Annotated in this window: 26 protein-coding genes; 11 read left to right on the top strand and 15 right to left on the bottom strand. The window is 74.7% G+C overall.

Translation table 11 applies throughout. The annotated features are described in order from the left end of the window. Window positions 1-94: 94 nt before the first annotated feature. Both ACFY00_RS21710 and ACFY00_RS21705 read left to right on the top strand, forming a co-directional pair. Entirely contained in the window at window positions 95-625 is a 531-nt protein-coding gene (locus ACFY00_RS21710; RefSeq protein WP_388033086.1) for an RrF2 family transcriptional regulator, read from the top strand. Window positions 626-737: 112 nt separating this feature from the next. Next, a complete protein-coding gene (locus ACFY00_RS21705) occupies window positions 738-1,931 on the top strand; it encodes a globin domain-containing protein (RefSeq protein WP_388033085.1) in 1,194 nt (397 codons plus the stop codon). Window positions 1,932-2,016: 85 nt separating this feature from the next. Here the strand turns inward: ACFY00_RS21705 and ACFY00_RS21700 are convergent, their stop codons facing one another. The 12 genes from ACFY00_RS21700 to ACFY00_RS21645 form a co-directional block, all read right to left on the bottom strand. Beyond that, window positions 2,017-2,799 carry a DUF3050 domain-containing protein gene (locus ACFY00_RS21700; RefSeq protein ID WP_388033084.1) on the bottom strand — a complete coding sequence of 261 codons (783 nt, stop codon included), beginning with the start codon at window positions 2,797-2,799 and terminating at the stop codon, window positions 2,017-2,019. 113 nt (window positions 2,800-2,912) lie between these two features. After that, entirely contained in the window at window positions 2,913-3,875 is a 963-nt protein-coding gene (locus ACFY00_RS21695; RefSeq protein ID WP_388033083.1) for an alpha-ketoacid dehydrogenase subunit beta, read from the bottom strand. After that, on the bottom strand, window positions 3,872-4,864 hold the full coding sequence (locus ACFY00_RS21690) for a thiamine pyrophosphate-dependent dehydrogenase E1 component subunit alpha (RefSeq protein ID WP_388033082.1): 993 nt from the start codon (window positions 4,862-4,864) through the stop codon (window positions 3,872-3,874). Before ACFY00_RS21690 ends, ACFY00_RS21695 begins: the two co-directional genes overlap by 4 nt. Then, on the bottom strand, window positions 4,861-5,856 hold the full coding sequence (locus ACFY00_RS21685; protein WP_388033081.1) for a phytanoyl-CoA dioxygenase family protein: 996 nt from the start codon (window positions 5,854-5,856) through the stop codon (window positions 4,861-4,863). The genes ACFY00_RS21690 and ACFY00_RS21685 overlap by 4 nt, the downstream gene beginning before the upstream one ends. Before the next feature lie 16 nt (window positions 5,857-5,872). After that, on the bottom strand, window positions 5,873-6,874 hold the full coding sequence (locus ACFY00_RS21680; protein WP_388033080.1) for a VOC family protein: 1,002 nt from the start codon (window positions 6,872-6,874) through the stop codon (window positions 5,873-5,875). Continuing rightward, the gene (locus ACFY00_RS21675; protein ID WP_388033079.1) at window positions 6,871-8,139 is read right to left on the bottom strand and encodes a beta-ketoacyl-[acyl-carrier-protein] synthase family protein; all 1,269 of its coding nucleotides are present in this window, start codon (window positions 8,137-8,139) and stop codon (window positions 6,871-6,873) included. Before ACFY00_RS21675 ends, ACFY00_RS21680 begins: the two co-directional genes overlap by 4 nt. Then, window positions 8,136-9,788 carry a class I adenylate-forming enzyme family protein gene (locus ACFY00_RS21670; RefSeq protein ID WP_388033078.1) on the bottom strand — a complete coding sequence of 551 codons (1,653 nt, stop codon included), beginning with the start codon at window positions 9,786-9,788 and terminating at the stop codon, window positions 8,136-8,138. Before ACFY00_RS21670 ends, ACFY00_RS21675 begins: the two co-directional genes overlap by 4 nt. A 90-nt stretch (window positions 9,789-9,878) precedes the next feature. Next, complete coding sequence (locus ACFY00_RS21665; RefSeq protein ID WP_388033077.1) at window positions 9,879-10,475, bottom strand: hypothetical protein; 597 nt, start codon at window positions 10,473-10,475, stop codon at window positions 9,879-9,881. 102 nt (window positions 10,476-10,577) lie between these two features. Then, window positions 10,578-11,690, bottom strand: coding sequence for a beta-ketoacyl-[acyl-carrier-protein] synthase family protein (locus ACFY00_RS21660; RefSeq protein WP_388033076.1), 1,113 nt, complete (start codon window positions 11,688-11,690; stop codon window positions 10,578-10,580). Next, window positions 11,687-12,013, bottom strand: coding sequence for an acyl carrier protein (locus ACFY00_RS21655; RefSeq protein WP_388033075.1), 327 nt, complete (start codon window positions 12,011-12,013; stop codon window positions 11,687-11,689). The genes ACFY00_RS21660 and ACFY00_RS21655 overlap by 4 nt, the downstream gene beginning before the upstream one ends. Further along, the gene (locus ACFY00_RS21650; RefSeq protein ID WP_388033074.1) at window positions 12,010-12,279 is read right to left on the bottom strand and encodes an acyl carrier protein; all 270 of its coding nucleotides are present in this window, start codon (window positions 12,277-12,279) and stop codon (window positions 12,010-12,012) included. The genes ACFY00_RS21655 and ACFY00_RS21650 overlap by 4 nt, the downstream gene beginning before the upstream one ends. A 145-nt stretch (window positions 12,280-12,424) precedes the next feature. Beyond that, complete coding sequence (locus ACFY00_RS21645) at window positions 12,425-13,831, bottom strand: class I adenylate-forming enzyme family protein (protein ID WP_388033073.1); 1,407 nt, start codon at window positions 13,829-13,831, stop codon at window positions 12,425-12,427. 188 nt (window positions 13,832-14,019) lie between these two features. Between ACFY00_RS21645 and ACFY00_RS21640 the strand changes: the two genes are divergently transcribed. Genes ACFY00_RS21640 through ACFY00_RS21625 form a run of 4 tightly spaced genes read left to right on the top strand, consistent with a single transcriptional unit; the run spans window position 14,020 to window position 18,388 of the window. Next, the gene (locus tag ACFY00_RS21640; RefSeq protein WP_388033072.1) at window positions 14,020-15,138 is read left to right on the top strand and encodes an alpha-hydroxy acid oxidase; all 1,119 of its coding nucleotides are present in this window, start codon (window positions 14,020-14,022) and stop codon (window positions 15,136-15,138) included. A 51-nt stretch (window positions 15,139-15,189) separates the two neighbouring features. Next, complete coding sequence (locus ACFY00_RS21635) at window positions 15,190-16,098, top strand: class I SAM-dependent methyltransferase (protein WP_388033071.1); 909 nt, start codon at window positions 15,190-15,192, stop codon at window positions 16,096-16,098. Then, complete coding sequence (locus tag ACFY00_RS21630) at window positions 16,098-17,072, top strand: alpha/beta hydrolase (RefSeq protein ID WP_388033070.1); 975 nt, start codon at window positions 16,098-16,100, stop codon at window positions 17,070-17,072. The genes ACFY00_RS21635 and ACFY00_RS21630 overlap by 1 nt, the downstream gene beginning before the upstream one ends. After that, window positions 17,069-18,388: a PLP-dependent aminotransferase family protein gene (locus ACFY00_RS21625; RefSeq protein ID WP_388033069.1), complete on the top strand. Its 1,320-nt coding sequence runs from the start codon at window positions 17,069-17,071 to the stop codon at window positions 18,386-18,388. Before ACFY00_RS21630 ends, ACFY00_RS21625 begins: the two co-directional genes overlap by 4 nt. Before the next feature lie 76 nt (window positions 18,389-18,464). Here ACFY00_RS21625 and ACFY00_RS21620 read toward each other — a convergent pair whose 3' ends face one another. The 3 genes from ACFY00_RS21620 to ACFY00_RS21610 all read right to left on the bottom strand — a co-directional run bounded on the left by ACFY00_RS21620 (window position 18,465) and on the right by ACFY00_RS21610 (window position 21,657). Then, window positions 18,465-19,229, bottom strand: coding sequence for an ABC transporter permease (locus tag ACFY00_RS21620; RefSeq protein ID WP_388033068.1), 765 nt, complete (start codon window positions 19,227-19,229; stop codon window positions 18,465-18,467). Window positions 19,230-19,267: 38 nt separating this feature from the next. Next, entirely contained in the window at window positions 19,268-20,224 is a 957-nt protein-coding gene (locus tag ACFY00_RS21615; protein ID WP_388033142.1) for an ATP-binding cassette domain-containing protein, read from the bottom strand. Window positions 20,225-20,451: 227 nt separating this feature from the next. Then, window positions 20,452-21,657 (bottom strand): glycosyltransferase, encoded by a 1,206-nt coding sequence (locus tag ACFY00_RS21610; protein WP_388033067.1) that lies wholly within the window; start codon window positions 21,655-21,657, stop codon window positions 20,452-20,454. A 230-nt stretch (window positions 21,658-21,887) separates the two neighbouring features. On the opposite strand from ACFY00_RS21610, the gene ACFY00_RS21605 reads away from it, so the two are divergent. From ACFY00_RS21605 to ACFY00_RS21585, 5 genes are all read left to right on the top strand, one after another. Continuing rightward, on the top strand, window positions 21,888-22,820 hold the full coding sequence (locus ACFY00_RS21605; RefSeq protein WP_388033066.1) for a 3-oxoacyl-[acyl-carrier-protein] synthase III C-terminal domain-containing protein: 933 nt from the start codon (window positions 21,888-21,890) through the stop codon (window positions 22,818-22,820). A gap of 238 nt (window positions 22,821-23,058) precedes the next feature. Further along, the gene (locus tag ACFY00_RS21600; protein ID WP_388033065.1) at window positions 23,059-23,388 is read left to right on the top strand and encodes an acyl carrier protein; all 330 of its coding nucleotides are present in this window, start codon (window positions 23,059-23,061) and stop codon (window positions 23,386-23,388) included. A 5-nt stretch (window positions 23,389-23,393) separates the two neighbouring features. Beyond that, on the top strand, window positions 23,394-24,266 hold the full coding sequence (locus ACFY00_RS21595; protein WP_388033064.1) for a hypothetical protein: 873 nt from the start codon (window positions 23,394-23,396) through the stop codon (window positions 24,264-24,266). Between the two features lie 51 nt (window positions 24,267-24,317). Then, complete coding sequence (locus tag ACFY00_RS21590; RefSeq protein WP_388033063.1) at window positions 24,318-25,196, top strand: aminoacyl--tRNA ligase-related protein; 879 nt, start codon at window positions 24,318-24,320, stop codon at window positions 25,194-25,196. Window positions 25,197-25,200: 4 nt separating this feature from the next. Continuing rightward, window positions 25,201-26,865, top strand: coding sequence for a condensation domain-containing protein (locus tag ACFY00_RS21585; protein ID WP_388033062.1), 1,665 nt, complete (start codon window positions 25,201-25,203; stop codon window positions 26,863-26,865). Window positions 26,866-26,890 lie beyond the last annotated feature (25 nt).

Below are 26,890 nucleotides of genomic sequence, written 5' to 3'. Positions count from 1 at the left end.
CGGCGCGGGCGCGGGCGCCGACGCGGCGGGGCGTGACGCAGCAGACACCGGGCTAATTGGTATCCAAGATGCGCAATTGGCTAGAGTCGGGCCCGTGAGGCTGACCAAGAGCACCGACATCGCCCTGCGCATCGCGATGCGCCTGGCGGTGCTGGACGAGGAGCAGACCCCGACCACCCGCGAGGTGGCCGAGGCGGTCGGCGTCCCCTACCACCACGCGGCGAAGGTGGTCAGCCGGCTCCAGCACCTGGGCATCGTCGAGGCCCGGCGCGGCCGCGGCGGAGGGCTCGCCCTGACCGCCGCCGGGCGCACCGGATCGCTCGGCCGGATCGTCCGGGAGCTGGAGGGCGTCGGGGACGTGGTCGGCTGCGAGGACGAGTCGCCCTGTCCGCTGCGCCACGCCTGTCGGCTGCGCGGTGCGCTGCGGCGGGCGCAGGAGGCGTTCTACGCCTCGCTCGACCCGCTGACCGTGGACGACCTGGTCGGCGGGGAGGGCGCGGGCGCCGGGCCGGGCGGGCCGGACGGCCCCGTCCTGCTCGGTCTGCCGGTCGTGCCGGTCGTGCCGGAGCCCGGTGGTGCGCCGTCCGGCCCGCCGGGGCCTGGGCCGTTCGGCCCTTCCGCCTAGCCGCGCGCCGGACGAGCATCGAGGCGGGCCCGGCCGGTGGCGGCGAGCCCGCAAGAGCAGTTCTCAGCAGTAGGTTCTTCCACACCGTTAAATACGCATCTTAGATGCGAGTTTGGAGTTTCGGATGTTGTCCGAGAAGTCCGCGGAGACCGTGCGCGCCACCCTGCCCGCGGTGGGCGCGGCCATCGGGGAGATCACCGGTTCGTTCTACGACCGGCTCTTCGCGGCCCACCCCGAACTGCTGCGCGACCTGTTCAACCGGGGCAACCAGGCGGACGGCAGCCAGCGCCAGGCCCTGGCCGGGTCGATAGCCGCCTTCGCGACCGCCCTGCTCGAGCACCCGGACCAGCGGCCGGACGCCATGCTCGCCCGCATCGCCCACAAGCACGCCTCGCTCGGCGTCACCGCCGAGCAGTACCAGGTGGTCCACACCCACCTGTTCGCCGCGATCGTCGAGGTGCTCGGCGACGCCGTCACCCCCGAGGTCGCCGCGGCCTGGGACGAGGTGTACTGGCTGATGGCGAACGCGCTGATCGCCGTCGAGGCCCGCCTGTACGAGGAGAGCGGCACCCGCGGCGAGCGCCGCCCGTACACGGTGGTCGCCCGCACCGCCGAGACCGCCGACGTCGCGACCTTCCTGCTGCGCCCCGCCGACGGCGGGCCCGTTCCGGCGCACCGGCCCGGTCAGTACGTCTCGGTGCAGGTCGAACTTGCCGACGGTGCCCGGCAGATCCGCCAGTACAGCCTGTCCGGGCAGCCCGAGGGCGGCCTGCGGATCACCGTCAAGAAGGTCGACGGCGACCCGGCGGGCGAGGTCTCCCAGCACCTGCACCGGCACGTCGACGAGGGTTCCGTGCTGCTGGTCAGCGCCCCGTTCGGCGACGTCCGACTGGAGGACGGCGAGCGGCCGTTGGTGCTCGCATCGGCGGGCATCGGCTGCACCCCGATCGTCGGCATGCTCGCCCACCTCGCCGAGACCGGCGCCACCCGCAGGGTGCTCGCCGTGCACGGCGACCGGCAGCAGTCCGCGCACGCCTTCCGGGACGAGTACGCCCAGCTGGTCGCCAAGCTCCCCGGCGGCGAGGCGCACGTCTGGTACGAGCGCCCCGAGGGCGAGTGGCCCGCCGAGCGCACCGGCCTGGTCGACCTGACCGGCCTGGACGTGCCCGCCGACGCCGTCGCCTACCTGTGCGGTCCGCTCCCGTTCATGCGTGCCGTCCGCACCCAGCTGCTCGCCGCGGGCGTGCCCGCCGCCGACATCCACTACGAGGTGTTCGGGCCCGACCTGTGGCTCGGCCGGTCCTGACCGCCGACGGCCCGGCCCGGCCCCGGAGCAGCGGGAACCGCTCCGGGGCCGGGCCGGGCCGCCGTGCCGCGCGGCGTTCACGGTGTCACAGCGCGGCCGTGATCGCGTCCCACAGCTCGACCCGGGCCCGCAGCGCGGCGCGGACCGTCGCCCCGCACTCCTCCCAGCGCTCGGCGTCGTCGCCGCACAGGTCGATCAGCATCTGCATCGCCATCGGGGTGTGCTGCTCGCCGTCCACCTCGATGTGCCGGGCCAGGTAGTCCTTGAAGACGCCCAACCTGCCGTCGGCGTCGTCGATCCGGACCACCTGCTCGAACATCTCCGGGATCAGGTCCTCCCGGCCGAACGCGAACGCCGCGGCCTGGCAGTGCACCGGCGCGTCCTCGATGATCGAGAAGGTGACGGCCGTGAACGCGGCCGCCGCTTCCGGGACCCCGGCCTCCTTCGCGGCCTGCGCCACCGGCAGGCCGCGGCGCAGCGCCGCCAGGAACGCCTCGACCGGGGCGGTGTCCGCGCCCGCCCTGACCATGCCGTCCAGGTACAGCTCGAAGTGGCTGATGTAGCCGTCGCCGAGCTCGTCGCTCTCCTCGACCAGCACGATCTCGTTGATCAGCCGCCGGCTCGCGGTCGGGCCGTCCGGCAGCCACGGCAGGCTCACGCAGGTCAACTGCCGCTGCAGGCACTTGAGCAGGGACATGAAGTCCCAGACGGCGAACACGTGGGTCTGCTGGAAGGTCCGCACCTTCTCCAGGCTGTCCAGCGACAGGTACATCGGGTGGGAGACCACCTCGCGGCGGACCTCCTCGATCGACTCGCGCAGGGCGGTCAGGCCGGGGTGGCTGCGGTCCCAGTGGTAGCGGTCGCTCATGACTGCTCTCCTCGTGTGGTGTGGTGCGGTGTGGCGGGGACGGGGTGCGTGGACACTACGCGGGTGGACGCAGCAGTGAGGGCGACTCGTGGAACGACTGCCCCGAGGGGCAGTTACTTCAGGACGGCCCGGATCGCGTCCCGCAGCTGCCCGTCGCCCGGCTGCAGGGCCCGGTCCAGGGCCGGGGCGAACGGGAGGACCGCGCCGTCCGGGCGGGTGACCCGGCGGGGCGGGGCGAGCAGGCGGCACTCCTCGGCGGCGACGGCCAGCACCTCGGCGGCGAAACCGGCGAAGCGGTTGGAGTCGTCGACCACCACCAGGCGGCCGGTGCGCCCCAGCGACTCCACCAGGGCGGAGCGGTCCAGCGGGTACAGGGTGCGCGGATCGAGCACCTCCACCGAGGCCTCGCCCGCCAACTCCTCGGCCACGGAAAGGGCTTGGTGCACCAGGTGACCGACCGCGACCACCGTCACGTCGCTGCCCGCCCGGTGGATCCGGGCCTCGCCGATCGGCACCGGCACCAGCGGCGCCGTCACGTCCTCGCGCACCCCCAGCGCGCCCGCCGGGGCGAACAGCACCACCGGGTCGTCGTCCCGGACCGCCGAACTCAGCAGCCCGTACGCGTCGGTGGGCGTCGCGGGCACCAGCGTCTTGATGCCGACGTGCGCGAACAGGCCGTACGGGTGGTCCGAATGCTGCCCCGCCCAGCCGCTGCGGGAACCCGAACCCGGCACCACCACGGTCAGCGGCACCCGGGCCTGCCCGCCCGTCATCAGCGAGAACTTGTGCGCCTGGTTGGCGAGTTGCTCGAACACCAGGAACAGCAGCGACGGGATCTGCAACTCGACCACCGGACGCATCCCGTTCAGCGCCGCCCCGATGCCCGCCGAGGTGAACGCCTGCTCCGACAGCGGCACGTCCACCACCCGCCCGGCGCCGAAGCGCTGCTGCAGGCCCAGGGTCAGCCCGGCCAGGCCCGCGCCGACGTCCTCGCCGAACACGCACACCGCCGGGTCGGCCTCCAGCGCGTCCGCCAGTGCCCGGTTCATCGCCTTGGCGTACGACAACAGCGTCACAGTGCCGCTCCCGACCGGGGCCGCAGCCCGCTCGCGTACAGGTGGTCAGTGGCCGTCGCCGGATCTGGCTCCGCCGAGGCTAGCGCGAACTTCGCTGCCTCGGAAAGGAGTTCGGCAACCTCCTGGTCGATCGCCGCGGCCCCCGGCAGACCGGTCGCCGTGGCCCCCGCCAGGCCGGACGCCAGCGGGTCGCGCTCCCGCCAGGACGCCACCTCCTCGGCGGTGCGGTAGGACAGCCGGAAGCGCCGCTCCATCGTGTGGTGCGCCTCGAACCGGTACGTCAGGCACTCCAGGAACGACGGCCCACCGCCCGAACGGGCCCGCTGGACTGCCCGTTCGGCCGCCGCCCGGACCGCCTCCACGTCCATCCCGTCCACCGTCTCGGCCGGGATACCGAACGCCGCCGCCCGCCCGCACGCCGAACCGCCCACCGCCGAAGCGGCCGGCAGCGTCGTCGCGTAGCCGTTGTTCTCGCAGACGAACACCACCGGCGCCCGCCAGATCGACGCCAGGTTCAACGACTCCAGCAGCACGCCCTGGTTGAGCGCGCCGTCGCCGAAGAACGAGGCCACCACGGTCGGTTCACCGCGCTGCCGCGCCGCCCAGGCCGCACCGACCGCGATCGGCGCGCCCGCGCCGACGATGCCGTTCGCACCCAGGATGCCCAGCGAGAAGTCCGCGGCGTGCATCGAACCGCCCCGGCCGCCGTTCAACCCGCCGACCCGGCCCAGCAGTTCTGCCAGCAACCGGCCCGGGTCGGCGCCCTTGGCCAGTACGTGCCCGTGCCCGCGGTGGGTGGAGGTCAACTGGTCGGCCGGATCCAGCGCCGCGCACACCCCGACGGCCACCGCCTCCTGCCCGCTGTACGGGTGGGTGCCGCCGACCACCAGCCCCGACCGCACCCACTCCAGGGCCAGCTCCTCGAACGAGCGGATCAGCCGCATCGTCCGGTAGCGGCCCGCCGGGTCCGCCAGGTGCGGCAGGCTCACCGGTCCGACCGCCGCAGCCCGGACCGCCCCGGCTCCGACCGCCCCGGCTCCGACCGCTGCGGCTCCGACCGCCACAGCACCGGGCAGAACTCCGGGTCCGCGTAGTCCGGCAGGCCGTTCGCGTCGCGCCGCACCACCGCGTCGTGGTTGTACACCACCGGCGAACCGTCCGGCCGCAGGAACGAGCGGTACCGGTTCGCCCCGTCCTGCAGGTGCAGCGACACCGCCCGGCGCGGCTGCGCCGACCGGTTCGGGCCCGAGCCGTGGTAGGTGCGGCAGTGGTGGAAGGACACGTGCCCGCGCGGGATCTCCACCGGCACGGTGCGCACCTCGGTCCCGTTGAACTCGGCGTTCTCGTGCAGCAGTTGCTCCAGCTCCGAACGGTCCCGGGCCGCGAAGTGCCGGGTCGAGTCGTCACCGCCCGGCCGCTCCTCCCAGCGGTGGCTGCCGTCCACCATGGTGATGGTGCCCATCTCCTCCGTGCAGTCGTGGAACGGCAGGAACGCCGTCAGCATCCGCTGCGAGGTGGAGGTCTGCCAGTAGTGCTTGTCGAAGTGCCACGGCACCACGTTGCTGGGCTCGCCCGGCACCGGCGGCTTGTAGATCAGCGTCGCCTGGAACAGCCGGATCTCCTCCGCCTGCGCCAGGCGGGCCGCGACCGCGCCCAGCAGTGGCTTGCGCAGGATCCGGCCGATCTCCGCGTGCTCGTAGTGCACGTAGTCGTTGTGCCGCTGAACCGGCCCGTCCGAGGGCTTCCAGGACGCCAGGTGCGGTGGGACGGCCGGGAGTTCGCGGTCCCGCTCACCCGCGTAGTAGCGCTCGGTGGCGGCCTGCAGCGCATCCAGCTCGGCGTCGGAGAACAGCCGCCGGGACAGGTACCAGCCGCGCTCCGCGTACTGCAGCACCTCCTCGACGGTCGGCAGCAGCGCCGACTCCTCCTCGGTCAACCCGAACCGTCCGGTCAACTCGAACTGCTCGACGGCAGTGGACACTTCGTCTCTCCTCTGCTCAGCTGTCCGCGGTGGCGCGCTCGCGCTCCACCGCCTCGTACAGGGCCTTGATGTTCGCGGTGCCGAAACTGCCCGCGCCGCGCCGCTCCACCAGCTCCAGGAAGAAGGTGCGGCGCGGATGGGTGGAGCGGGCGAAGATCTGGAACAGCTCGCCGCCGTGGTCCCGGTCCACCAGCACGTTGGTCTCCCGCAGCTCCGCCACCGGGATGGCCGTCGGACCCAGCCGCGACTCCAACGCCTCGTAGTACGCGCCCGGCGTGCTCAGGAACGCCACCCCGCGCGCCGCCAACTCCCGTACGGCGGCGGTGATCGAGTCCGTCGCGTACGCCAGGTGCTGGACGCCCGCACCGCCGTGCGCCGCCAGGAAGCCGTCGATCTGCCCGGACGCCCGCGAGGTGTCCGGCTCCAGCAGGGTGAAGGTGACCGTCCCGCACGGGCTCTGCACCACCCGGGAGTCCATCGCCTGGTCGCCGACCTCCACGTACTCCCGGAATACCTCCCGGAAGCCCAGCCCGCGCACCGCCCAGTCCACCGAGGCGGCCAACTGCCCGCCCGGCACCACCACCGCCACGTGGTCCAGCGCCGACAGCGCCCCCTCGCCGGGCGGTTCACCCGCGGGCAGCAGGTCCTCCGGCCCGGCGAAGCGCACCGCCAGGTCGCCGAAGCCGGAGACCGTGCCCGCCCCGTCCAGGCAGCCGCCGCCCGCGTTCAGCGCCCGCTCGGCCGCCGCGGCCGCCGCCACCCGGTCGGTGTGCCGCAGCGCGACCACCGCCACCCCGTCACCGTGCCGCCGCACCCACGCCGCGACCTGGTGGTCGGCCTCCACCGCCGACGTCACCAGCACCCGGATCGCACCCTGGTGCGCCACCACCTGCACGGTGCCCGGCGCGGCCGCGACCGGCTCGTACAGCGCGAAACCCCAGTCGTCGCGCAACTGCGCGGCGTACTTGTGCGCGTCCTCCACGTACAGTTCGGTGTACGCGATGCCCGGCCCGGTCATGAGTCCCCTCCGAGGTGCTTGGCCGTGATGCTCGGCGGCCCGAACAACAGGCTCAGGTTGTGGCCGCCGAACGCGATCGAGTTGGACAGGGCGTGGCGCACGACGCTGTGCTCGGCCGCGCCGCGGACGTGCCGCAACGCGCAGTCCTCGTCCGGCTGTTCGAGGTTCAGGGTGGGCGGGAGCAGGCCCTCGGCGACGGCCAGCGCCGACACCGCCGCCTCCACCGCGCCCGAGGCGCCCAGCAGGTGGCCGGTCGCGCCCTTGGTCGAGCTGACCCACGGGTCGTGCGCGCCGAACACCTCGCGCAGCGCCGCCGCCTCCGCCCGGTCGCCCAACTTGGTCCCCGTGCCGTGGGCGTTGACGTAGTCCACGTCCGACGGCGCCAGGCCCGCCGAACGCAGCGCGGCCCGCATCGCGGAGATCGCTCCCGCCCCGTCCGGGCGCGGCATCGTCGGGTGGTGGGCGTCGGTAGCCGCGCCCCACCCGGCCAGCCCGGCGTACCCGGAGGCGCCGCGGGCGGCCGCGTGCTCGGCGCTCTCCAGCACCAGGACGGCACTGCCCTCGCCCAGCACGAAGCCGTTGCGGCGGGCGTCGAACGGCCGGGACGCCTGCGTCGGGTCTTCCCAACCAGCAGCCAGCGCACGGGAGTTGTCGAAGGCGGCGGCGATCGTCGGATGCAGCGGGGCCTCCGCGCCACCGCACACCACCACGTCCGCCTCGCCGCCGCGGATCAGCCGCAGCCCCTCGGCGATCGCCTGCGCACCGGCCGCGCAGGCGGTGATCACGGCCGAACTGTAGCCGCGGATGCCGTACTTGATGGCGACCCGAGCGGTTGCCATGTTCGACAGCATGCCCGGCAGCAGGTACGGGCTGACCGCGGCCCGGCCGCGCTCGCGCCGCCCGACGGCCTGCTGCTCGTAGCTCTCCAGCCCGCCGCCGCCGGTGCCCAGCACCACCGCTACCCGCTCCGGGTCGGTGTCCTGACGGATCGTCAGCTTCGCGTCGGCGAGGGCGTCCTCGGCGGCGGCCAGCGCCAGCAGCAGGAAGCGGTCGGCGACCCGGGTCTCGGTCGGCGGCAGCACCTCGGTCGCCGGGACGTGCGGGGCGATGCCCGCCACCCGCAGCCAGCCGGCCGCCGGGTGGTCCGCGGGCGGCGCGACCAGGCCGGAGCGGCCGGCCGCCAGGGCGCGGAACGCCTCCGGGACGGCGCGGCCCAGCGGTGTCACCCAGCCGATGCCGGTGACCTGCGCGGCGACCGTGCTCACCGGGCCTCGGCTGCGGCGGCGGCCGCGGAGGCGGCCGCGGCGTTCTCGGCCAGGTGGCGCTGGCGCAGCAGGACCTTGCGGACCTTGCCGGTCGGCCCGAGCGGGATCCGCCCGTCCGGGACGGCCAGCACGGTGCGCACCACGGCGGCGACGTGCGGTTCCAGGGCGGCGAGCACCTCGGCGGTGCGGTCGGCGTCCTGGTCGGCGGCCGGGTCGAGCTGCAGCAGCACGTCCGCGACGGTCCGCTCGCCGTCGCGGAAGGCGACCACGGTGCAGTCGTGCACGTCCGGGCAGGCCGCCAGGACGCGCTCCTCGCTGGCGGCGGTGTGCAGGCGGCGGCCGTCGCCCAGGTCGACGGTGTCCACGGCCCGGTCGACGTGGTAGTAGTAGCCGTCCTCGTCGCGGTACATCAGGTCGCCGGTGAGGAAGTAGTCGCGGACCCGGGTGCGGTGGGTGGTGACCGAGTCGTTCCAGTAGCCGGGCGACAGGGTGGGGGAGCGGGTGCCCAACTCGCCGACCTCGCCCGGGCCGAGCTCGTTGCCGTCGGGGTCGAGGACCGCGCAGTCGACGAAGGCGTGCGGGCGGCCCACGCAGCGGCCGTACCGGTCGGAGTCGACGGTGTGGGTGATGTGGAAGTGCGAGTGGCCCATCTCGGAGGAGCCGAGGCCGTCGATGAACACCGATCCGGCGGTGCGGACCCGCCCCTGCCGGGTCGCGGTCACCCGCGAACCCCGGGCGACCAGGCGGCGGATGTGCGCCTCGTGCGCGCAGTCGCCGGTGTTCCACCACAGGCCCACCGAGGACAGGTCGCGGGCCGACAGGTCCTGCCGGGCCAGGTCGGCCCAGGTGGTGGCGAAGCCGTACACGCCCTGCGGCTGCCAGCGCTCGATCGCCTCCAGCACCGCCGGGCCGGTCTGCTGCGAGATCAGGTGCAGCTCGGCGTCGAAGCTGAGCGCCAGGTTGACCGCGATCAGCGTCGCGGCGTGCGCGGCGGGCAGCGCGCTCAGCACCCGGTCGATGCCCTGCGGACGGGGAAGCAGCAGGCGGTGGCGGATCGCCGCGTACAGGCTGGCGTGCGAGTGCAGCACCGCCTTCGGCAGGCCGGTGGTGCCCGAGGAGTGGGTGATGGCGACCGGGTCGCTGGGCCAGTGCCGGTACGGGGCGGGCGCCGACTCCGGGTCGTCGTCGGCGAGTTCGGCGGTGTCGGCGAGCAGCGGCACGCCGTGGTCGAGGTCGGCCAGGGCCTTGGCGTGCGCGGCGTCCGCGAGCAGCCCGGTCGCGTTCAACCGGCGCAGGTAGCGGGCCGAGGTGTCCGCGTCCAGCGCCGGGTTGAGCAGGGCCGGGATCGCGCCGAGCCGACTCAGGGCAAGGAAGGACAGCACCTGGTCGGCCGCGGCGGACGCCTGCACGGCGACCGGGTCGCGGCGGCGCACCCCGCGGGCGTGCAGGGCGGCGGCCCTGGCCCGTACCGCCAGGTCGAGTTGGCGCAGCGTCAGGGTGCTGTGCGCCGGGTGGCCGTCGACCGGGGTGTCGAAGGTCAGGGTGGGCGAGTCCAGGCCGAGGCCCTGCTCGGCGCGGGTGGTCAGGACGTTTCCGGCGCCGACGGAGCTGTCGGCGGACAGCGTGGCGCGCAGGCTGGGGAGGCTCATCGGTCCCGTTCTTCTCGTGGTGCGGGAAAGGGGGGGGCTCCCTCGCGGGCCGCGGTGTGCGAGGGGGTGACTCTCGGGGAGGTCGGGGGCTCAGGGGGCGAGCAGGACGGCGGTGGCGTGGTCGGGCGGGCCCTGGACGGCGGTCACCACCAGGACCTGCTCGGCATCGCCGTCCTCGATCAACAGGGCCGCCCGCTCGTGCAGTTCGCGTGCGTCGTCGAAGCCCGGGCCGAGCGCGAGGACCGGGCCGTCCAGTTGCCAGCGGGCGGCGAGGTGGCCGAGGACGGCGTTCGGGTTGGACTGGAAGAACAGCAGCGGAGCGACCCGCTGCCCGTGCGCGGTGGCCCGGGCGAGCGCGTCCGCGGTGCCGGTGTCGCCGCTCGGGCTGGCCAGCAGCAGCGCGGTGCGCGGCGCCCCGGCGGCCGGGGGCGGACCGTAGCGGGCGCGCAGGCAGCGTTCGGCGGTCTCGGCCACCAGCGGGCTGAACGCGGACTCCACGAAGCCCGCGATGGCGGGCAGTTCGTCCCCCGGCCGCTCCGGCCACCGGGCACGGGCCAGCACCCGCAACGGCCCGGCCAGCAGCCGGGGCACCGCGACGGGCCCCACCTCGGGGACCGGGGGCGCGAGAGGCGCCGGGGTGGCGACGGGAGCGGGGACGGGCGCGGGGACGGAGGTCGGGGCGGTCATGCGGGAGCCACCAGGAGGACGGGCCGGGCCAGGGGCGGCCGGACGGAGGCGGGCAGGGGGGACGGGCGGGCCGGAGGTGCGATCCGCCCGTGGCGCGGCCGCTCAGGCAGACGCGATCAGGAGCGCGGTGTTGGCGCCGCCGAAAGCGGCGTTGACGCTGAGGGCCAGGCCGGGGGCGGCCGGGCGGGGGCGGTCGAGGACCAGGTCGAGCGGGCAGTTCGGGTCCGGGGTCTGCCAGCCCGCGTTGACGGGCAGCGATCCGGCGCGCAACGCGCCCACCGTGACGGCGAGTTCGAGCAGCGCGGAGGCTTCCAGGGCATGGCCGTGCACGGACTTGGTGGAGCTGACCGGCGGGGTGCCGGCGGGGAAGACGGTGCGCAGCGCGGCGGCCTCCGCGAGGTCGCCGAGCTTGGATCCCGCGCCGTTGGCGTTGACGTAGCCGATCGCCTCCGGTGCGGCGCCCGCGCGGGCCAGCGCGCCGTGCACCGCCCGGGCCAGGCCGGTCCCGGCGGGGTGCGGGCGGCAGACGTGGAAGGCGTCCCCGGTCCTGGCCCACCCGGCGATCCGGGCGAGCGCCCGGCCGCCGCGCCGCTGCAGGGCGGGCGCGGACTCCAGGACCACGGCGACCGCCGCGTCGCCGAGCAGCATGCCCTGCCGTCCCAGGCTGAACGGGCGCACGGCGCCGTCCGGGGCCAGCGCCCGTCCGGCGTCGAACACCGCGAAGGTGTCCGGCTCGACCAGGTACCCGGCCGCGACCACCACGCGTTCGCGGCGGCCGGTGGCGATCAGCGCGGCCGCGTCGGCGACCGCGGTGGACGCCGCGACGCACGCGCCGGTGTACACCCGGGGGTGCAGTCCGGTGCGGTCGGCGACCTCCGCGGCGACCGGCCCGGCCCGCCGGTCGCCGTGCAGGGCGAGCATGAACTCCGCTTCACCGTACGAGAGTTGCTGTTCGGTCGGATCGGAGAGCGCGCCCGCCTCGGCGAGCACCGCCACCAGCTGGTCGGCCAGCCGGGGCGAACCCGGCCCGGTGGCGGCCCGGTCGGCGCGGTGCCCGGCGGTGCCGAAGCGCTCCACCGGGGCGAACGCGGGCCGCCCGGCGAGCACGCCGTCGGTGAGCGCCGCGAGCCCCGCGCCGAACGCCGAGCGCACGCCGATGCCGCCGACCAGGACGGCACGCCGCGGCGGACCGTTCCGGAGCGCGGTCGGTGTCATGGTGCGGCGGTCCTCGCGTCGGCACCGGCCGAGGGGCGGCCCGAGGGGTGGGCCGCGTCGGCGATCTGCGCGCCGATCGCGGCCACCGCGTCGTCCACGGTGCGGATGGCGTCCAGCCGTTCGTCGTCCAGATCGAGCTGCACGCCGTAGGCCTGTTCGGCCTGGGCGAGCAGCCAGGTCAGTTCCAGTGAGCCCAGGTGCTCGTCGACCTGCTCGGGTGAGCGGTCGCCGTAGCGGGCGAGCATGCCCAGCGCCTCGGCCCGGCCGAAGCGGGTGCCGGTGCCGAGGCGGGTTCCGGTTCCGGTGTCGCTGTCGCCGCTCATCCGGCGGTGCCCACCGAGGACTTGGCGATCCGGGCGGCGACCTCGGCGCTGAACTCGTCGATGGTCATCAGTGCGGTGGACTCCATGTCGTCCAGTTCGAAGCGGATGCCGAACTCCTCCTCGACCTGCACCGCGAGGTCGGCCAGGGCCAGCGACTCCAGGTCGAGGCCGGCCGGTCCGAGGTCGGTCTCCGAAGTGACCTGCGAGACGTCGTAGTTCATCCCGGCCAGGGTGGTGAGGACGAACGAGCGGATCTGTTCCTGCATGGACGGATCTCCAGCGCAATCGGGAGGGGAAGGGGAAGGAAGGGGGGTTCCGGGCAGGGCGCACCGACGGACGGGCGGACGGTGTCTGGAGCCGTCCACCGGGCCGGCGCACCGCGCCGGAACGGGGGAAGGGGAAAGGGGCGGATCAGCGGGCGGCGTCGGCCTGTCGGCGCAGGGCGGCGGCGTCCCGCAGCAGCTTCCCGGTGGCGGTCCGGGGCAGCCGCGGCATCAGGTGCAGTCGGCGGGGGAGCTTGTAGCCCGCCAGTTCCTTGCCGAGCAGCTCGCGCAACTGCTCGGCGGGGCCGCCCCGTTCGGACGGCGAGGAGGTGACGCCCTCGGCGGTCGCGGCGTACGCCTCGATCGCGCCGTCGGCGAACAGCACCACGGCCTCGACCACACCGGGGAGCCCGGTGAGGGCCTGTTCGACCTCGTTGAGGTCGACCTTGAGGCCGCCGATGGAGATCTGGGAGTCGCGCCGCCCGAGGACGGTGACCAGGCCGGTACGGGCCTCGATCAGCGCGGCGTCGCGGGTGTGCAGCAGACCGTCCGACCAGCGGGTCGGGTCGGTCGGGCCCAGGTACGGGGACTCCGGCCGGACGATGTGCAACTCGCCCCTGTCCACCGACAGTTCCATCCCGTGGACGGGTTCGACCGCCGGATGGTTGCGCCCGGACAGGTCGGTGGCGATCACGCCGGTCTCGGTCATCCCGTACATGGTGCCCAGCGGCACCCCGAAGCGTTCGCGGAACGCCGCGGGCAGCTGCGGGCGGACGAGTTCACCGGCCACGATCATCCGCCGCAGCTGCGGCAGTTCGGGCGGCGCGGCGACCGCGGCCAGCAGTTCGGCGTGGAACGGCACCCCGATCACGGTGGCCGGGGCGGTGCCCCCGGCGACGGTGGCCAGGATGCCCGCGGGGGTCATCCGCTGCGGCACCACCAGCTCCACGCCCGCGTGCAGGGCGTGCAGCAGTCCGCCGACCAGTCCGAGCACGTGCACCGTCGAGGACAGCAGGACGGTGCGCTCGCCGCGGGTCGGGAACTCCGGCAGCCGTGCGTAGCAGTCGAGTTCGCGCAGCAGGTCGGCGGCCGTCCGGGCGATCACCTTGGACGGGCCGGTCGACCCCGAACTGAGCTGCACCAGGGTGTGCCCGGTGGCGGCCGCGGCACCTCCCGGAAGCGAGTGGAACTGCGGCCTCCCGTCGGCGAGTTCGACCAGCACCCGGGGGTGCAGCCGCTCCACCGCGCGGTCCACCTCGACGGCGGTCAGCCGGTGGTCCAGCAGGACCGCCTGGGCGCCGGAGCGCCACGCGGCCAGCAGGACCGCGACGAACTCCGGCGACGGCGGCATCCGCAGCGCCACCGTCCCGTGTTCGCCGAGCCCGGCGGCGGCCAACTGCCGCTGCCGTTCGGCCACCAGGGCCCGCAAGGTCCCCCTGGCCACCGGAGCGCCGAAGCGCAGGCACGGTTCGCCGTCCGGTCCGGCGAGTAACTGCTCGTCCACCCAGTCCGCGGCAACCGTGCCGCCGCGCACCGGGGTTGGGGTAAGCGTCAACGCAACTCCACGCGCTCGTGTGGGAAGCAAGGGTCGGAAGTTGTGATGCTTCAGTGTGGATCCCCCGTCGGTGCCGACCTTTGCACGGGAGCGCATCAAGGGTCAAGGTCTATACCAGTGGCCGGTCGCCCCCTACGCTGTCCCTCGTTTTCGCCCGACTTGACGGATCATCAGGAGGTTCGGACGCGATGGTTCCGCTCACCCTGGCGGAGCACGGCGCACTGGCCCGGGCCCGACTGCCCGCCGCGATCTGGGACTTCTTCGAGGGCGCGGCCGGAACCGAGTGGACCGCCCGCGCCAACGCGGACGCCTGGCGCCGTCACGTGCTGCGCCCGCGCGTCCTGGTCGACGTCTCGGCTCCCGACTGCGGCACCGAGCTGTTCGGCGCCCGGATGGCCGCCCCGTACGGCGTCGCCCCGATGGCCTACCACGGGCTGGCCCACCCCGACGCCGAGTGCGCCACCGCCCGGGCCGCCGCCGCGGCCGGGGCGCTGCTGGTCGTCAGCATCTTCGCGGGCCGCACCCTGGAGCAGATCGCCGCGGCGGCCCCCGACGGAACGCGCTGGCTCCAGCTGTACTGGCTGCGCGACCGGGAGGCGCTGGCCGACCTGGTCGCCCGGGCCGAGGCGGCCGACTACCGGGCCCTGGTGCTCACCGTCGACGCGCCCAAGGTCGGCCGCCGCCTGCGCGACCTGCGCAACGGCTTCGCGCTGCCGCCCGGCACGACCGCCGCCAACCTGGCGCCCCGGCTCACCAGCGGCGCCTCGCACGCCGAGCCGGGCCGCTCCGGCATCGAGGAGCACTCCCGGCAGCAGTTCGACCCCGCCGTCACCTGGGCCGACCTGGCCTGGCTGCGCCGCCGCACCACGCTGCCGCTGCTGCTCAAGGGCGTGCTCACCGCCGAGGACGCGAAACTCGCCGTCGAGCACGGCGTGGACGGCCTGGTGGTCTCCAACCACGGCGGCCGCCAGCTCGACGGCACCCCGCCCGCGTCGGACGCGCTGGCCGAGGTGGTGGACGCCGTCCCGGCCGACCACCCCGTACTGGTCGACGGCGGCCTGCGGCACGGCTCCGACCTCGCCAGGGCCGTCGCCCTCGGCGCCCGCGCCGCGCTGGTCGGCCGGCCCGTGCTGTGGGGCCTGGCGCACGGCGGCGCGGACGGCGCCCGGGCGGTGCTCGACCTGCTGCGCGAGGAGCTGCTCGACACCCTGGTGCTGGCCGGCCGCCCCACCCTCGCGGACCTCGACCGCGGCGCGCTCGCGCCCTGGCCGGCACCGGCGGCCGCGCCCCGCGCTCCTTATATATAGGGGACGTGACGGAGTACCGACAAAGACAGTGGAAGAGGACGGAAGAATCCCGTGACGCACACCGCATCCGAAGCCCCCGAGATGAAACTTTCCCCCGCCCCCGAGCCCGCCCTGGAGCCCGCCCCCGAGCCCGCTCCCGAGTCGCCCCCCGCCCCCGCGGACCTGTTCGCGGACTGGGACTGGGAGGACCCCGAAGGCCTGGCGGCCCGCACCGACGCGTTCACCGACGACCTCGCCCGGTGCGCCACGATCGAACTCGTCCGCCCCGAAGTACCGCACACGCAGCAGGAGTTCCAGCAGCTCGGCGTCACCGGAATCGAGTTCGCCGCGTTCCGCACCCGCCACCCCCAGGGCCTCGGCACCGACCTGGTCGGCCTGCACACCGACACCGACGCCACCCGCCCCGGACCGGTCTACCGGATCGACGGCGGCAGCCTGTACACCAGCCTGGACATCACCCAGCCCCTCCCGTTCGCCGACCGCAGCGTCGACTGGGTGTACGCCGAGCACCTGATCGAGCACGTCCCGCTCGCCACCGCCGTGCACTGGCTCGCCGAGGTCCGCCGGGTGCTGCGCCCCGGCGGGCTGCTCCGCCTCACCACCCCCGACCTGGCCGCGTACGTCGCGGGCTACCTCGACGACCGCGAGCAGTTCTTCCGCCGCCACCGCCGCCGCCTGCGCACCATGCGGGTCGGCCCCCCGATGCCCGAACGCCGGGCCTTCATGCTGAACCAGATCTTCTACCACTTCGGCCACCGGTGGATCTACGACGAGGCCGAGCTGCGACACGTCCTGGATCGCGCCGGGTACGGTGGATTCGCCGTCACCCGACGGGAGTTCCAGACCGGCGCCCGACCGGACGTCGCCGCCCTCGACACCGCCTTCCGCAAGGACGAGTCGATCTACCTGGAGGCCGTCGCCCCCGACACGGGGCCCACCGCCCCCGGAGGACCGCACTGATGCCACTGCACCCCCAAGCCGAGGCGATGCGCGCCCGCCGCGCCGCCGCCGGCACCCCGCCGCTGTACACCCGCACCCTCGCCGAGGCCCGCGCCGCCGACCTCGCCGACCTGCGGGCCGCCACCGGCAGCGGCGAAGAAGTCCACCACGTCGGCGAGTTCACCGTCGACGGCCCCGGCGGCCCGCTCACCCTGCGCCACTACCGACCCAAGCCGCGCACCGAGACCGACCCGCCCGGCCCCGCCCTGCTCTACCTGTACGGCGGCGGCTGGGCCCTCGGCTCGCTGGAGACCGGCGACCCGGTCTGCCGCGCCCTGGCCAACGCCACCGGCGCCGACGTCCTCGCCGTCGGCTACCGGCACGCCCCCGAACACCGCTTCCCCGCCGCCGTCCACGACTGCTGGGCCGCCCTCGACCAGATCGCCCGCCGCGCAACCGAGTTGGGCCTCGACCCGGCCCGGATCGCGGTCGGCGGCGACAGCGCGGGCGGCAACCTGGCCGCCGCCCTCACCCTGCTCGCCCGCGAACGCGGCGGCCCCGCGATCCTGCACCAACTGCTGGTCTACCCCAACACCGACCACCGCGTCCCGCCCCCCGGCACGGACGAGGACCCGGCGCTGTTCAACCGGCACTCGGTGGCCTGGTACTGGGACCACTACCTCGCCGACCCCGCCGACGCCGCGAACCCGCTCGCCTCCCCGCTGCGCGCCCCCTCGCTGGCCGGACTGCCGCCCGCCACCGTGATCACCGCCGAGTACGACCCGCTGCGCGACGAGGGCGAGGAGTACGCCGAAGCCCTGCGCGCCGCGGGCGTCCCCGTCGAACTGCGCCGCTACGACGGCATGCCGCACGGCTTCTTCGCGATGCCCGGCGTCCTCGACGACGGCCGAGCCGCCCAACTCTTCGCCGCCGAACGGCTGGTGTCCGCCTACCAGGCCGCCCGGCAGGCCGCCGAGGACGGGGTGCAGCGGTGAGCCGCGTCCTGCCCCTCGCCGACCTGCACGGCTCGCTGTCCGACCCGCTGCTGGACGCGATGACCTTCCTCAACGAGGTCACCGGCCGCTACCCGGACGCGATCTCCTTCGCCCCCGGCCGCCCGTACGAGGAGTTCTTCGACCCCGCCGACATCCCCCGCCACCTGGAGACCTACCTGCGCCACCTGCGCGAGGAACGGAACCTGACGGACCGTCAGGTCCGCCAGGAGGTGTTCCAGTACGGGCGCACCAAGGGCCTGATCGCCCCGCTGATCGCCCGCGCGCTGGCCGCCGACGAGGACATCCACGCCGACCCCGAGGCACTGGTGGTCACCGTCGGCGCCCAGGAGGGCATGCTGCTGGTGCTGCGCGCGCTGTGCGCCAGGCCGGACGACGTGCTGCTGGTCTCCGCGCCCTGCTACGTCGGCGTCACCGGCGCGGCCCGGCTGCTCGACCTGACCGTCCACCCCGTACCGGAGGCCGGGCGCGACGGCGGACTCGACCCCGAGGCGCTGGCCGCCGCCGTCCACGCCCTGCGCGCCGCAGGGAAGCGCCCCCGGGCCTGCTACGTCGTCCCCGACTTCGCCAACCCCAGCGGCGCCAGCATGGACGAACCGGCCCGCCGCCGCCTGCTGGAGGTCGCCGAGGAGAGCGGCGTCCTGCTGATCGAGGACAACCCGTACGGCTTCTTCGGCCGCACCCCGGACGCCCGCCCCACCCTGAAGGCCCTGGACGGGGACCGCGGCAACGTGGTCTACCTCGGCTCCTTCGCCAAGACCTGCTTCCCCGGCGCCCGGGTCGGCTACGTCCTCGCCGACCAGCGGGTGGCCGCACCCGACGGCCGCGAAGGCCTGCTCGCCGACGAGCTCGCCAAGCTCAAGAGCATGACCACCGTCAACACCTCGGCGCTCAGCCAGGCCGTCATCGGCGGCATGCTGCTCGACGGCGGCCTGCGCCTGCGCGACGCCAACGAGCCCGCCCGGCGCTTCTACGCCCGCAACATGGACACCCTGCTGACCGGGCTGCAGGCCGCCTTCCGGGGCGTCCCCGGCGTCTCCTGGAACCACCCCGACGGCGGCTTCTTCGCCGTCGTCACGGTGCCGTTCCGGGCCGACGCACAGGCCCTGGACGCCTGCGCCCGCAAGCACGGCGTGCTGTGGACGCCGATGGACGGCTTCCACCCCGGAGGCGGCGGCGAGCACCAACTGCGGCTCTCCTGCTCCTACCTGACGCCTGATCAGATCGCCGAGGGGGTGCGGAGGTTGGCCGCGTTCGTCGCAGAACAGCCCGTTGCGGAGCAGCCCTCGGAGGGCTGATCCGGACAGCGCCGAGCGGGGCCCGGCACTCCAGCCGCTGGGCCCCGCTCAGCGCTGCATCCGCGCGTGCCCGCCGTCAGCGGATCCGCTGGGCGAACAACCGGGCCGACCAGGCCACCGCGACGGCCGCCAGCAGGGCGGTCAGCAGCAGGCCGCGCCACACCTCGGGCGCGTCCAGGTGCCCGGCGAACAGCGCGCGCATGCCCTCCACCGCCCAGTAGCACGGGTTCCAGGACGCGGCGGTGCGCAGCCAGACCGGGGCCAGCGCGATCGGCAGCAGGGTGCCGGAGAGCAGCGCCAGCGGCTGCGCGATGGTGTTGACCACCGGGCCGAGCGCCGCGTCGGTGGGCACCAGCAGGGCCAGGCCGTAGGAGACCGAGGACGCCATCAACGCCATCAACGCCAGCAGCGCCATCGCCAACAGCAGGTCGGCCAGGCCCACCGTCAGGCCGAACGGGATCGCCAGTACGGCGATCAGCCCCGACTGGATCAGCAGCGCCGTGGTCTCCCGCAGCGCCCGTCCCAGCAGCAGGGCGACCCGGCTGACCGGTGTCACCCGGGAACGCTCGATGACGCCCGCGTGCAGCTCGCCCAGCAGTGTGAAGCCGGTGAACAGGCCGCCCATCAGAGCCAGCGCGGACAGCAGGCCGGGCACGTAGATCCGGTAGGCGTCGGAGGTGCTGTGCGCGCCGGACGCGGCCAGCGCGGAGGTCAGCAGCGGGGCGAACAGCAGCAGGTAGCACAGGGGTTGGAGCAGCCCGACGGCGATCCACACGGGGGACCGGGCCATCAGGAGCAGTTGGCGCTGGTAGACCAGCCAGGTGTCGCGGGCGAGCTTCACGGGGACCTCGGGGCGTCGGTACCGAAAGGGGGAGTGGGTCAGCTGCTGTGGACCAGCGCGCGGCCGGTCAGGGCCAGGAACACGTCGTCCAGACTGGGGCGCTGCAACTGGACGTGCTCCGGCTCGATGCCGACCGCGGCCAGGGTGCGCAGCAGTTGCGGGATCGCGGTGGCCGCGGAGTCCACGTGCAGGCGCAGCCCGTCCTCGCCGGGCAGGGCCTCCAGGCGCTGGACGCACGGGAGTTCGGCGAGGGCGCGCTCGGCACCGGTGGTGGCCTCGGCGTCGGGCAGGCCGATGGTGACGGAGTCGCCGGAGATCTTCTGCTTGAGCTCCTCGGGGGTGCCCTCGGTGACGATGCCGCCGTTGTCGACGATGCCGATCCGGTCGCACAGGGCGTCGGCCTCGTCCAGGTAGTGGGTGGTCAGCAGCACCGTCATGCCCTGCTCGCGCAGGCGGCGGACCTCGGCCCACACCTGGGAGCGGCTGCGCGGGTCGAGACCCACGGTCGGCTCGTCCAGGAACAGCACCTCGGGCCGGTGCACGACGCCGAGCGCCAGGTCGAGACGGCGGCGCTGGCCGCCCGAGTACGACTTGCAGACCCGGTCGCCGAACTCGGCCAGGTCGAAGGCGGCCAGGCCCTGCTCGGCGCGCCGGACGGCCTCGGCCTTGCGGACGCCGTACATCCGGGCCTGCAGGACCAACTCCTCGCGGGCGGTGGCCTGGTCGGTGGTGCCGCCGCCCTGGGCGACGTAGCCGATCCGGCGACGGACCTCGCCGGGCGCGGCGCGCAGGTCGGCACCGGCCACGGTGGCGGCGCCGCCGTCGGGGACGAGCAGGGTGGCGAGCATGCGCAGCGTGGTGGTCTTGCCTGCGCCGTTCGGGCCGAGGAGGCCGTAGATCTCGCCCTCCGCGACGTTCAGGTCGATGCCGCGCACCGCATCGACGGCGGCGGCGCCGCGGCGGGGCTGGAAGGACTTGCGCAGCCCCTTGGTCACGATCAACCCGGACTCCTGTGGTCGGTGGGTGCGGATGGGTGCTCGGACGAGCGGTTCGCTGGTCGGACGAGCAGCGAGACGCTCGGGTGGGCGGTTTCCTGCTCGGGTGAGCAACGGGGGAGGCGGGGAGGGCGGGGAAGGACGGGGAAGGGCGAGGGACGCCGGAGCAGACCCTAGGGCCCGACCCGGCTCCCCGACAATGGTCTGGACCAGAAGGCGGGGTGGGCTCAGCGTGGTGCGCGCGCGAACCGCTCCAGCCGTTCGACCGCCGCCACCGCGCCTCCTCCGTCCAGCAGTTGACGTCCCACCAGTTCGGCGGAACGGCGGTAGCCGGGATCGTCGAGGACGGTGCGCAGCGCCGAACGCAGCAGCTCCGGTGCGGCGGTGGCGAAGTCGACCCGGACGGCCGCGCCCAGCGCGGCCAGCCGACCGGCGGTCACCGGCTGGTCGTGGCGGATCGGGGCGACCACCAACGGCCGCCCGTGGACGAGGGATTCACCGACGGTGTTCATCCCGCCGTGGCACAGTACGGCGTCCACCGCCCCGCGCTCAAGCAGTTCCAGCACCGGAACGCGCTCGCAGCCGATCGCGCCCGGCGGCAGTTCCACCTCCCCCGGGGCCGCCACCACGGCCTGCACGTCCGGGAGTCCGGCCAGCGCGGCGGCCGTCCGCTCCAGGAAACCGCCCGCCACCTCGGCGGAGAGCGTCCCCATGGTGACCAGCACCCGGCGGCCCCCCGCCCGCAGCCGCTCCCAGGGGAAGGGCTCGGGCCGGGCGTCCAGCAGCGGTCCCACCAGCGCGTACGAGTCCGGGACGCGCCGCTGGTCCAGGCCCAGCAGCGCGGCGCAACTCGGGGCCAGCACCAGGCCGGGGGAGAACCGCGGGTCGGCGTACTCGGTGGCGGGCAGCCCGGCCCGTTCCCACAGGCCGCGCAGCACCCCCTCCCGCCAGGCCGCCAACGTGCCGTCCCCGCCCAGCGGGTCGCCGATCTCCAGCGAGGACGGCGCGAAGCTCGCCCACGGCACGCCCGCGCCGTGCGCGGCCAGCGCGCCCGCCGGGCTGTGCTGGTCCGCCAGCACCACGTCCGGCCGCCACCGCGCGACGGCCCGCCGCACCGCACCCAGCGTGAACCGGGTCTGCGGCACCACGAACCCCTCCCAGAGCGAACGCACCGCCGCCGCCCCGCCCACCGCCTGCTCGCGGAACAGCCGGGCCCCGGTCGGGTGCACCACCGCCTCCGGCCCGAGCAACGGCCGCAGCGCCGCCTCCGGCCCCACCCAGGCCACCTCGTGCCCGCGTGCGGACCAGGCCGCGGCCAGCGCCCGGGCCGGCAGCAGGTGCCCGGCCAGTGGCGGCACCACGATCAGCAGCCGCAGCGGGGCAGCGGGGAGGGGGGCGGTGGCGGGCGCGGCCACGGGGACGGTTGCGGGCACGGGGGTGTCCTCCTCGGGAAGGCGGCAGGGCGACAAGGCGGCAGGGCGGCAAGGTGACAAGGCGGCGGGGGAGACGGAAACGCACGGCGTCCGGGCGGCGCCGGCCGCGAATCCACGGGACGGGTCGTGGGCAGACGAGGGAGAAGTGGTACAGACCACAAGGGGATATCGCGAAGGAAGCGTCGGCGATCCCTTGTGCGGGCCGGTGAGGCGACGGAATACTAGCCCGCGTGACCGCTCTGGAGGCAGTCGCCGCCCACCTGCCACCCCTCGCCGAACCGATCGAACAGGTCGGGGAACGCCTGGAGTTGACGGACCGTCAGATCAAACTGTTCCGCCGCTTCCACGGCCTGGACCGGATCGGTACGGACCCGGACGGAGACCTGGCCGATCTGCTCACCGCCGCAGCGAAGGCCCTGGCCCCGCTGCGCGGCAACGAACACCGCGTGAAGTACGTGCTGCACGCGCGCAGCCTGCCGATCGCGGCGCCCTACCCGCACAACCCGCTGCACGACGCGCTCGGCCGTCTGGGGCTGACGCACGCCCGTGCCTTCACCGTCACCCACCACGCCTGCGCCGGCTCCCTGCTGGCCCTGGACGTGGCCGGTCGGCTGCTGGCGGCAGACCCCGACCCCGAGGCGACGGCGCTGATCCTGGCGGGCGAGAAGACCTTCACCCGGGACGCCCGCATCGTCCCGGAGACCGCCCTGTTCGGCGAAGGGGCGGCCGCCTGCCTGGTGCGGGCCGGAGGCGAACGCGACCGCGTGCTGTCCTACGCGGTCGACCAGCGCGGCGAGTTCGACGGGCGACTCGCCGACGATCCGGAGCTGATGCAGCGCTACCAGCGCAGCTACCCGGAGCTGATGGTGGCCGTGATGGAAGCCGCACTGGACGAGGCCGGCGAGAGCTGGGACTCGATCCGGCTGGTGCTCCCGCACAACGTCAACCAGATCTCCTGGCAACGGATCTGCCGCCGGATCGGGTACCCGCCCGACCGCGTGGTGCTGGACAACGTCCCGGTGGTGGGGCACAGCTTCGCCGCCGACATCCTGCTCAACCACCACACCGCCACCACTCGCGGCCTGCTCCGCCGCGGCGACCGCTACCTGGCCGCCGCGTCCGGGATCGGCGCGACCTTCGCCGCGATGGTGCTCCAGCACTGACCCACCCGCCCCGCCGGGGCACCGCGCACCGCACCGTACGCACGGACAGCCCGTGCCCGTTCGTACCCCTGCACGTTCGTACGCCTGCGTGCCCGCGCACGCCCGTCTGCCCCGGCCCGCACGCCCGCAGAGCGTGCCGCCGCGCGTCCACGCCACCCGGTTCACCCGCCCACGTCACCCAGTCCACCCGCCCGTACCCGGCCCGCCGCCGGGCCACCGGCCAGATCAGGGGATCGCCATGACCGACTCCGCCCTGCCCGAGAACACCGCCGACACGGCTGCCGACACCGCCACCGCCGTGGTCGACCCCGAGCTGCGCGGCCGCGCCCTCGACGGGATCCTGCTGCTGCTGCCCCAGGTGCTCAAGCGCGAACTCCCCGAGATCAGCGAGAACGCCTGCCTGTTCGACGAGGTCGGCCTGACCTCCGCCGCCACCCTGGAACTCATCCTCGAGCTCGAGGACCACCTCGACGTGCAGATCGACGTCGAGGGCATCGACCCGGAGGACCTGCGCTCGGTCGGCACCCTCGCGGGCTTCGTTGCCGGACACGTCGTCGCCGAGGACTGACGACCGTGCTCGTCCGCGGGCCGCTCCCCGCCGCCCTGCCGCGCGCCGCCTCCCCGCTGCGCCTGACCGCCGCCCACGCCCACGACCTGCTCGGCCACTCCCCGCTCGCCGCCGACCCCGACCTGCGCGCCTTCACCGCCGACCTGACCCGCCCGTACGGGGTCGCACTCGACGAGGACGCGCTCGCCGGGGCCCGCGGGCAGTCCTACGACGTGCTGGCCGAACGCGCCGTCCACGCCCTGACCGACCCGGCCCGCCCGGTCGACCTGCTGCTCCTGGTGTACGCCACGCCCGACGTCCGCCCGGGGCAGGCCGTCGCGCTGCGCCTCGCCGATTCCTGCCCGGGCGAACCGCTGTCCTTCGCGATCTGCGACGAGGGCGCGGGCGCCGCGTTCAGCGCCCTGCTGATCGCCGACGCGTACGCCCGCACCGCGGGTGCCCGGCGCGCCCTGCTGATCGCCGTCGAACAGGCCGACCTGCACCACCGCCCGCACCGCCCCGCCCGCCTCCCCGACCGGCACTCGGCGGCCGCCCTGCTCTGGGAGGCCGACGGCGGCGGTCGGGCGCTGGGCGGCACCGACAGCCGCAGCGGCGTCCACGGCGGCCAAGTCGATCGCACACTCGGGGAGTTGTGCGCCGAACTGCCCGAGGACGCGCTGCTGCTGCTGGGCCCCGGCCTGGCCGACGCCCGGCCGCCCGGCGAACGGGAGACCCGAGCGGCCCGTCCCGGCAGTCCGTACACCGGCAGTTGGGCCGCGCTCGCCGCCGCCCTCGCCGACCCCCGGTACGCCGACCGACCGCTCGCGCTCGCCGACTTCGAACCGGAGACCGGCCGGGTCGACCTCGCCCACTGGACGGCCGCGGAACCGCCCCCGTGACCCCTGTCGCCACCGCCCACCGCCCGCCCCCGACCCTGAGGCAGACCGACCATGACCCGCCACCCCGACGACGCCACCCCGCTGCCCACCGCCGCGCCCGGCGTCCAACTCCAGCCCGCCGCCTACGAGAAGCTGCTCGGCGCGCTGCGCGACTCGATCGCCCGGCTGGCCGCCGACGAGCCCTTCGAACGGCTCACCGTCCCGCCCGTGATCTCCCGCGCCACCATCGAGCGCGCCGGATTCGCCGCCTCCTTCCCGCAGTTGCTCGGCACCGTGCACAGCTACACCGGCAGCGCCGCCGACTGGCGAAAGCTCTCCCCGCTGATCGCCGAGTCCGGCCCCTGGCACGCCCGGCAGGAGATCTCCGACCTGGTGCTGCTGCCCGCCGCCTGCTACCCCGTGTACGCCACCCTGGTCGGACGGGACCTCCAACAGCCCGTCCGCTACAGCGTGGAGGCGCAGTGCTTCCGGCAGGAGGCCACCGCCGAACCCGGGCGGCTGCGCAGCTTCCGGATGGCCGAACTCGTCACCGCGGGTACCGCCCAGCACTGCCAGGACTGGCGCGAGCACTGGCTGCGGCGGGTCGCCGACTGGCTGGAGGACCTCGGCCTGAAGCCGTCGGTCGAACTCGCCGACGACCCGTTCTTCGGCGGCGGCCGCAAGCTCTACCAAGCCGCCCAGCGCGCCCAGGAGTTGAAGTTCGAGCTGCGCGTCCCGGTGGCCGACGGGCTGCCGCAGGCCGTCGCCTCCGCCAACATCCACAAGGACCACTTCGGCGAGGCCTTCGACTTCACCGCCGACGGCGCCACCGGCCACACCGCCTGCACCGCCTTCGGCCTCGACCGGATCGCCCTCGCCCTGCTGCACGCCCACGGCACCCGGCCCGCCGACTGGCCCGCGGACATCAGCACCGCCCTGAAAGGAAACTGACGAAGTGTCGGACACTCGCTCCACCGTGCTGCGGTTCCGGTCCGAGACGCCCGCGGCCGAAGGGCCGGTCACCCTCGGCCAGGACAACGTGCTGCGCTGCCTGCGCAACGAACAGCCCTCGAGGGAACGGAACGAACCCTCCTCGCTGAACAAGCAGGCGACCTGGACCGTCCCCGAGCACGCCGACACGGCCGGCTGCCTCGACGCCCTGCGCACCCTCGCCGAACGGCACGCCGCCCTGCGCACCGTCTTCCCCGGAGCGGGCGGCGACCGCCTCCCCGAAACGCAACACCAGCTCCAGGAAGGCGAGTTCGCCGTCACACTGATCGAACTCGACCCGGACGAGGACGCCGCCGCCCGGGCCGAAGCGTTCTGCTGGGACGCGCGCTGCCACCCGTTCGACCTCACCGCCGACTTCCCGCTCCGCCTCGCCCTGCTCACCCGCGACGGCCGTCCCGTCCTGCTCGGCGTGGTCGTCAGCCACGCCCAACTCGACGGCGTCGCCACCGGACTGCTGTTCAAGGAGTGGACGACCCTCGCCTCCGGCGGCGAACTGCCGCCGCCCGCCGGGCCCACCCCGATCGAGGTCGCCGAACAGGAACGCTCCGCGAGCGGCCGCCGCCGCGGCCGCGCCGCCCTCCGGCACTGGGAGCGCATCCTGGCGGAGGAGCCCTCCGCCGTCTTCGCCGACGACCGGGTCCACTCCGCCGACAACCTGCTGCACACCCTCGCCATCCGCACCCCGTCCGGCGCCGCCGCCCTGGAACGGGCCGTCCGGCGCACCAACAGCTCCAAGTCCGCCGTCCTGACCGCCTGTTACGCCGCCCTGGCGGCCCACCGCGCGGCCCGCTCCACCGTGGTGATGGCCGCCCTGTCCGCCAACCGCCACCGCGCCGTCCTCGCCGAACACGTCGGCACCCTCGCCCAGGACGCCCTGCTCGTCCTGGACACCGACTGCCCCGACCTCGACACCCTGATCGGCCGCACCCAGGCCCAGGCCCTCTCCGGCTACTGGCACGCCACCTTCGAGACCGAGCAGCTCTGGAAGATCCTCGACGACTCCTCCCTCCGGCGCGGCGCCCGGTTCGTCCGGGACGTCGTGCTCAACGACGTCAGCGGCACCGTCCCCGAGGAGATCGCCGCCCTGCGCCCCGGCCCCACCACCGACCCCGACCTGACCTGGTACCCGACCGAACCGCTCCCCACCCGGCTGATGATCAACATCTGGCGCACCAGCGGCTGCCTGGAGATCAGCCTGCACGCCCACCCCGACGTCCTCGACCGCGAGGAGACCGAGCACTTCGCCCGCGCCCTGCTCCGCCTGATCGACCTCGCCGGACAGCGCAACGTCACCCTCGGCCCCGACGGCGAACTCGCCGCCCTCAGCCAGCTGCCCGTCGGCCGCCGCGAGAAGGGCCGCTGGCAGCAGGTCGGCAGCAACTGGGTCGACCTGGACGCCGTCGCCGACCGGCTGCGCACCGTGCTGGCCGTCAAGGACGTCGAAGTCACCTGGGAGAACGACGAGTTGACCGCCACGGTGCGCGAAGGCTGCACGCTCACCCCGACCGAGGCGCACACCGCCGTGGTCGACGCGCTCTCCTGGCGCGACACCCTGATGGTCCCGCAGCGCTACGTCCTGCCGAACGGCACCGGCACCGGACGCGACTGACCGGCCCGACCGGCCGCCACCGGGC

Origin of the sequence: Kitasatospora sp. NPDC001540 (assembly GCF_042894345.1) — a bacterium.
In the GTDB taxonomy this organism is placed as follows: Bacteria; Actinomycetota; Actinomycetes; order Streptomycetales; family Streptomycetaceae; genus Kitasatospora; species Kitasatospora phosalacinea_C.
The sequence above is the reverse complement of the archived record's forward strand: the minus strand, read 5'-3'. Positions and strand labels throughout refer to the sequence as shown.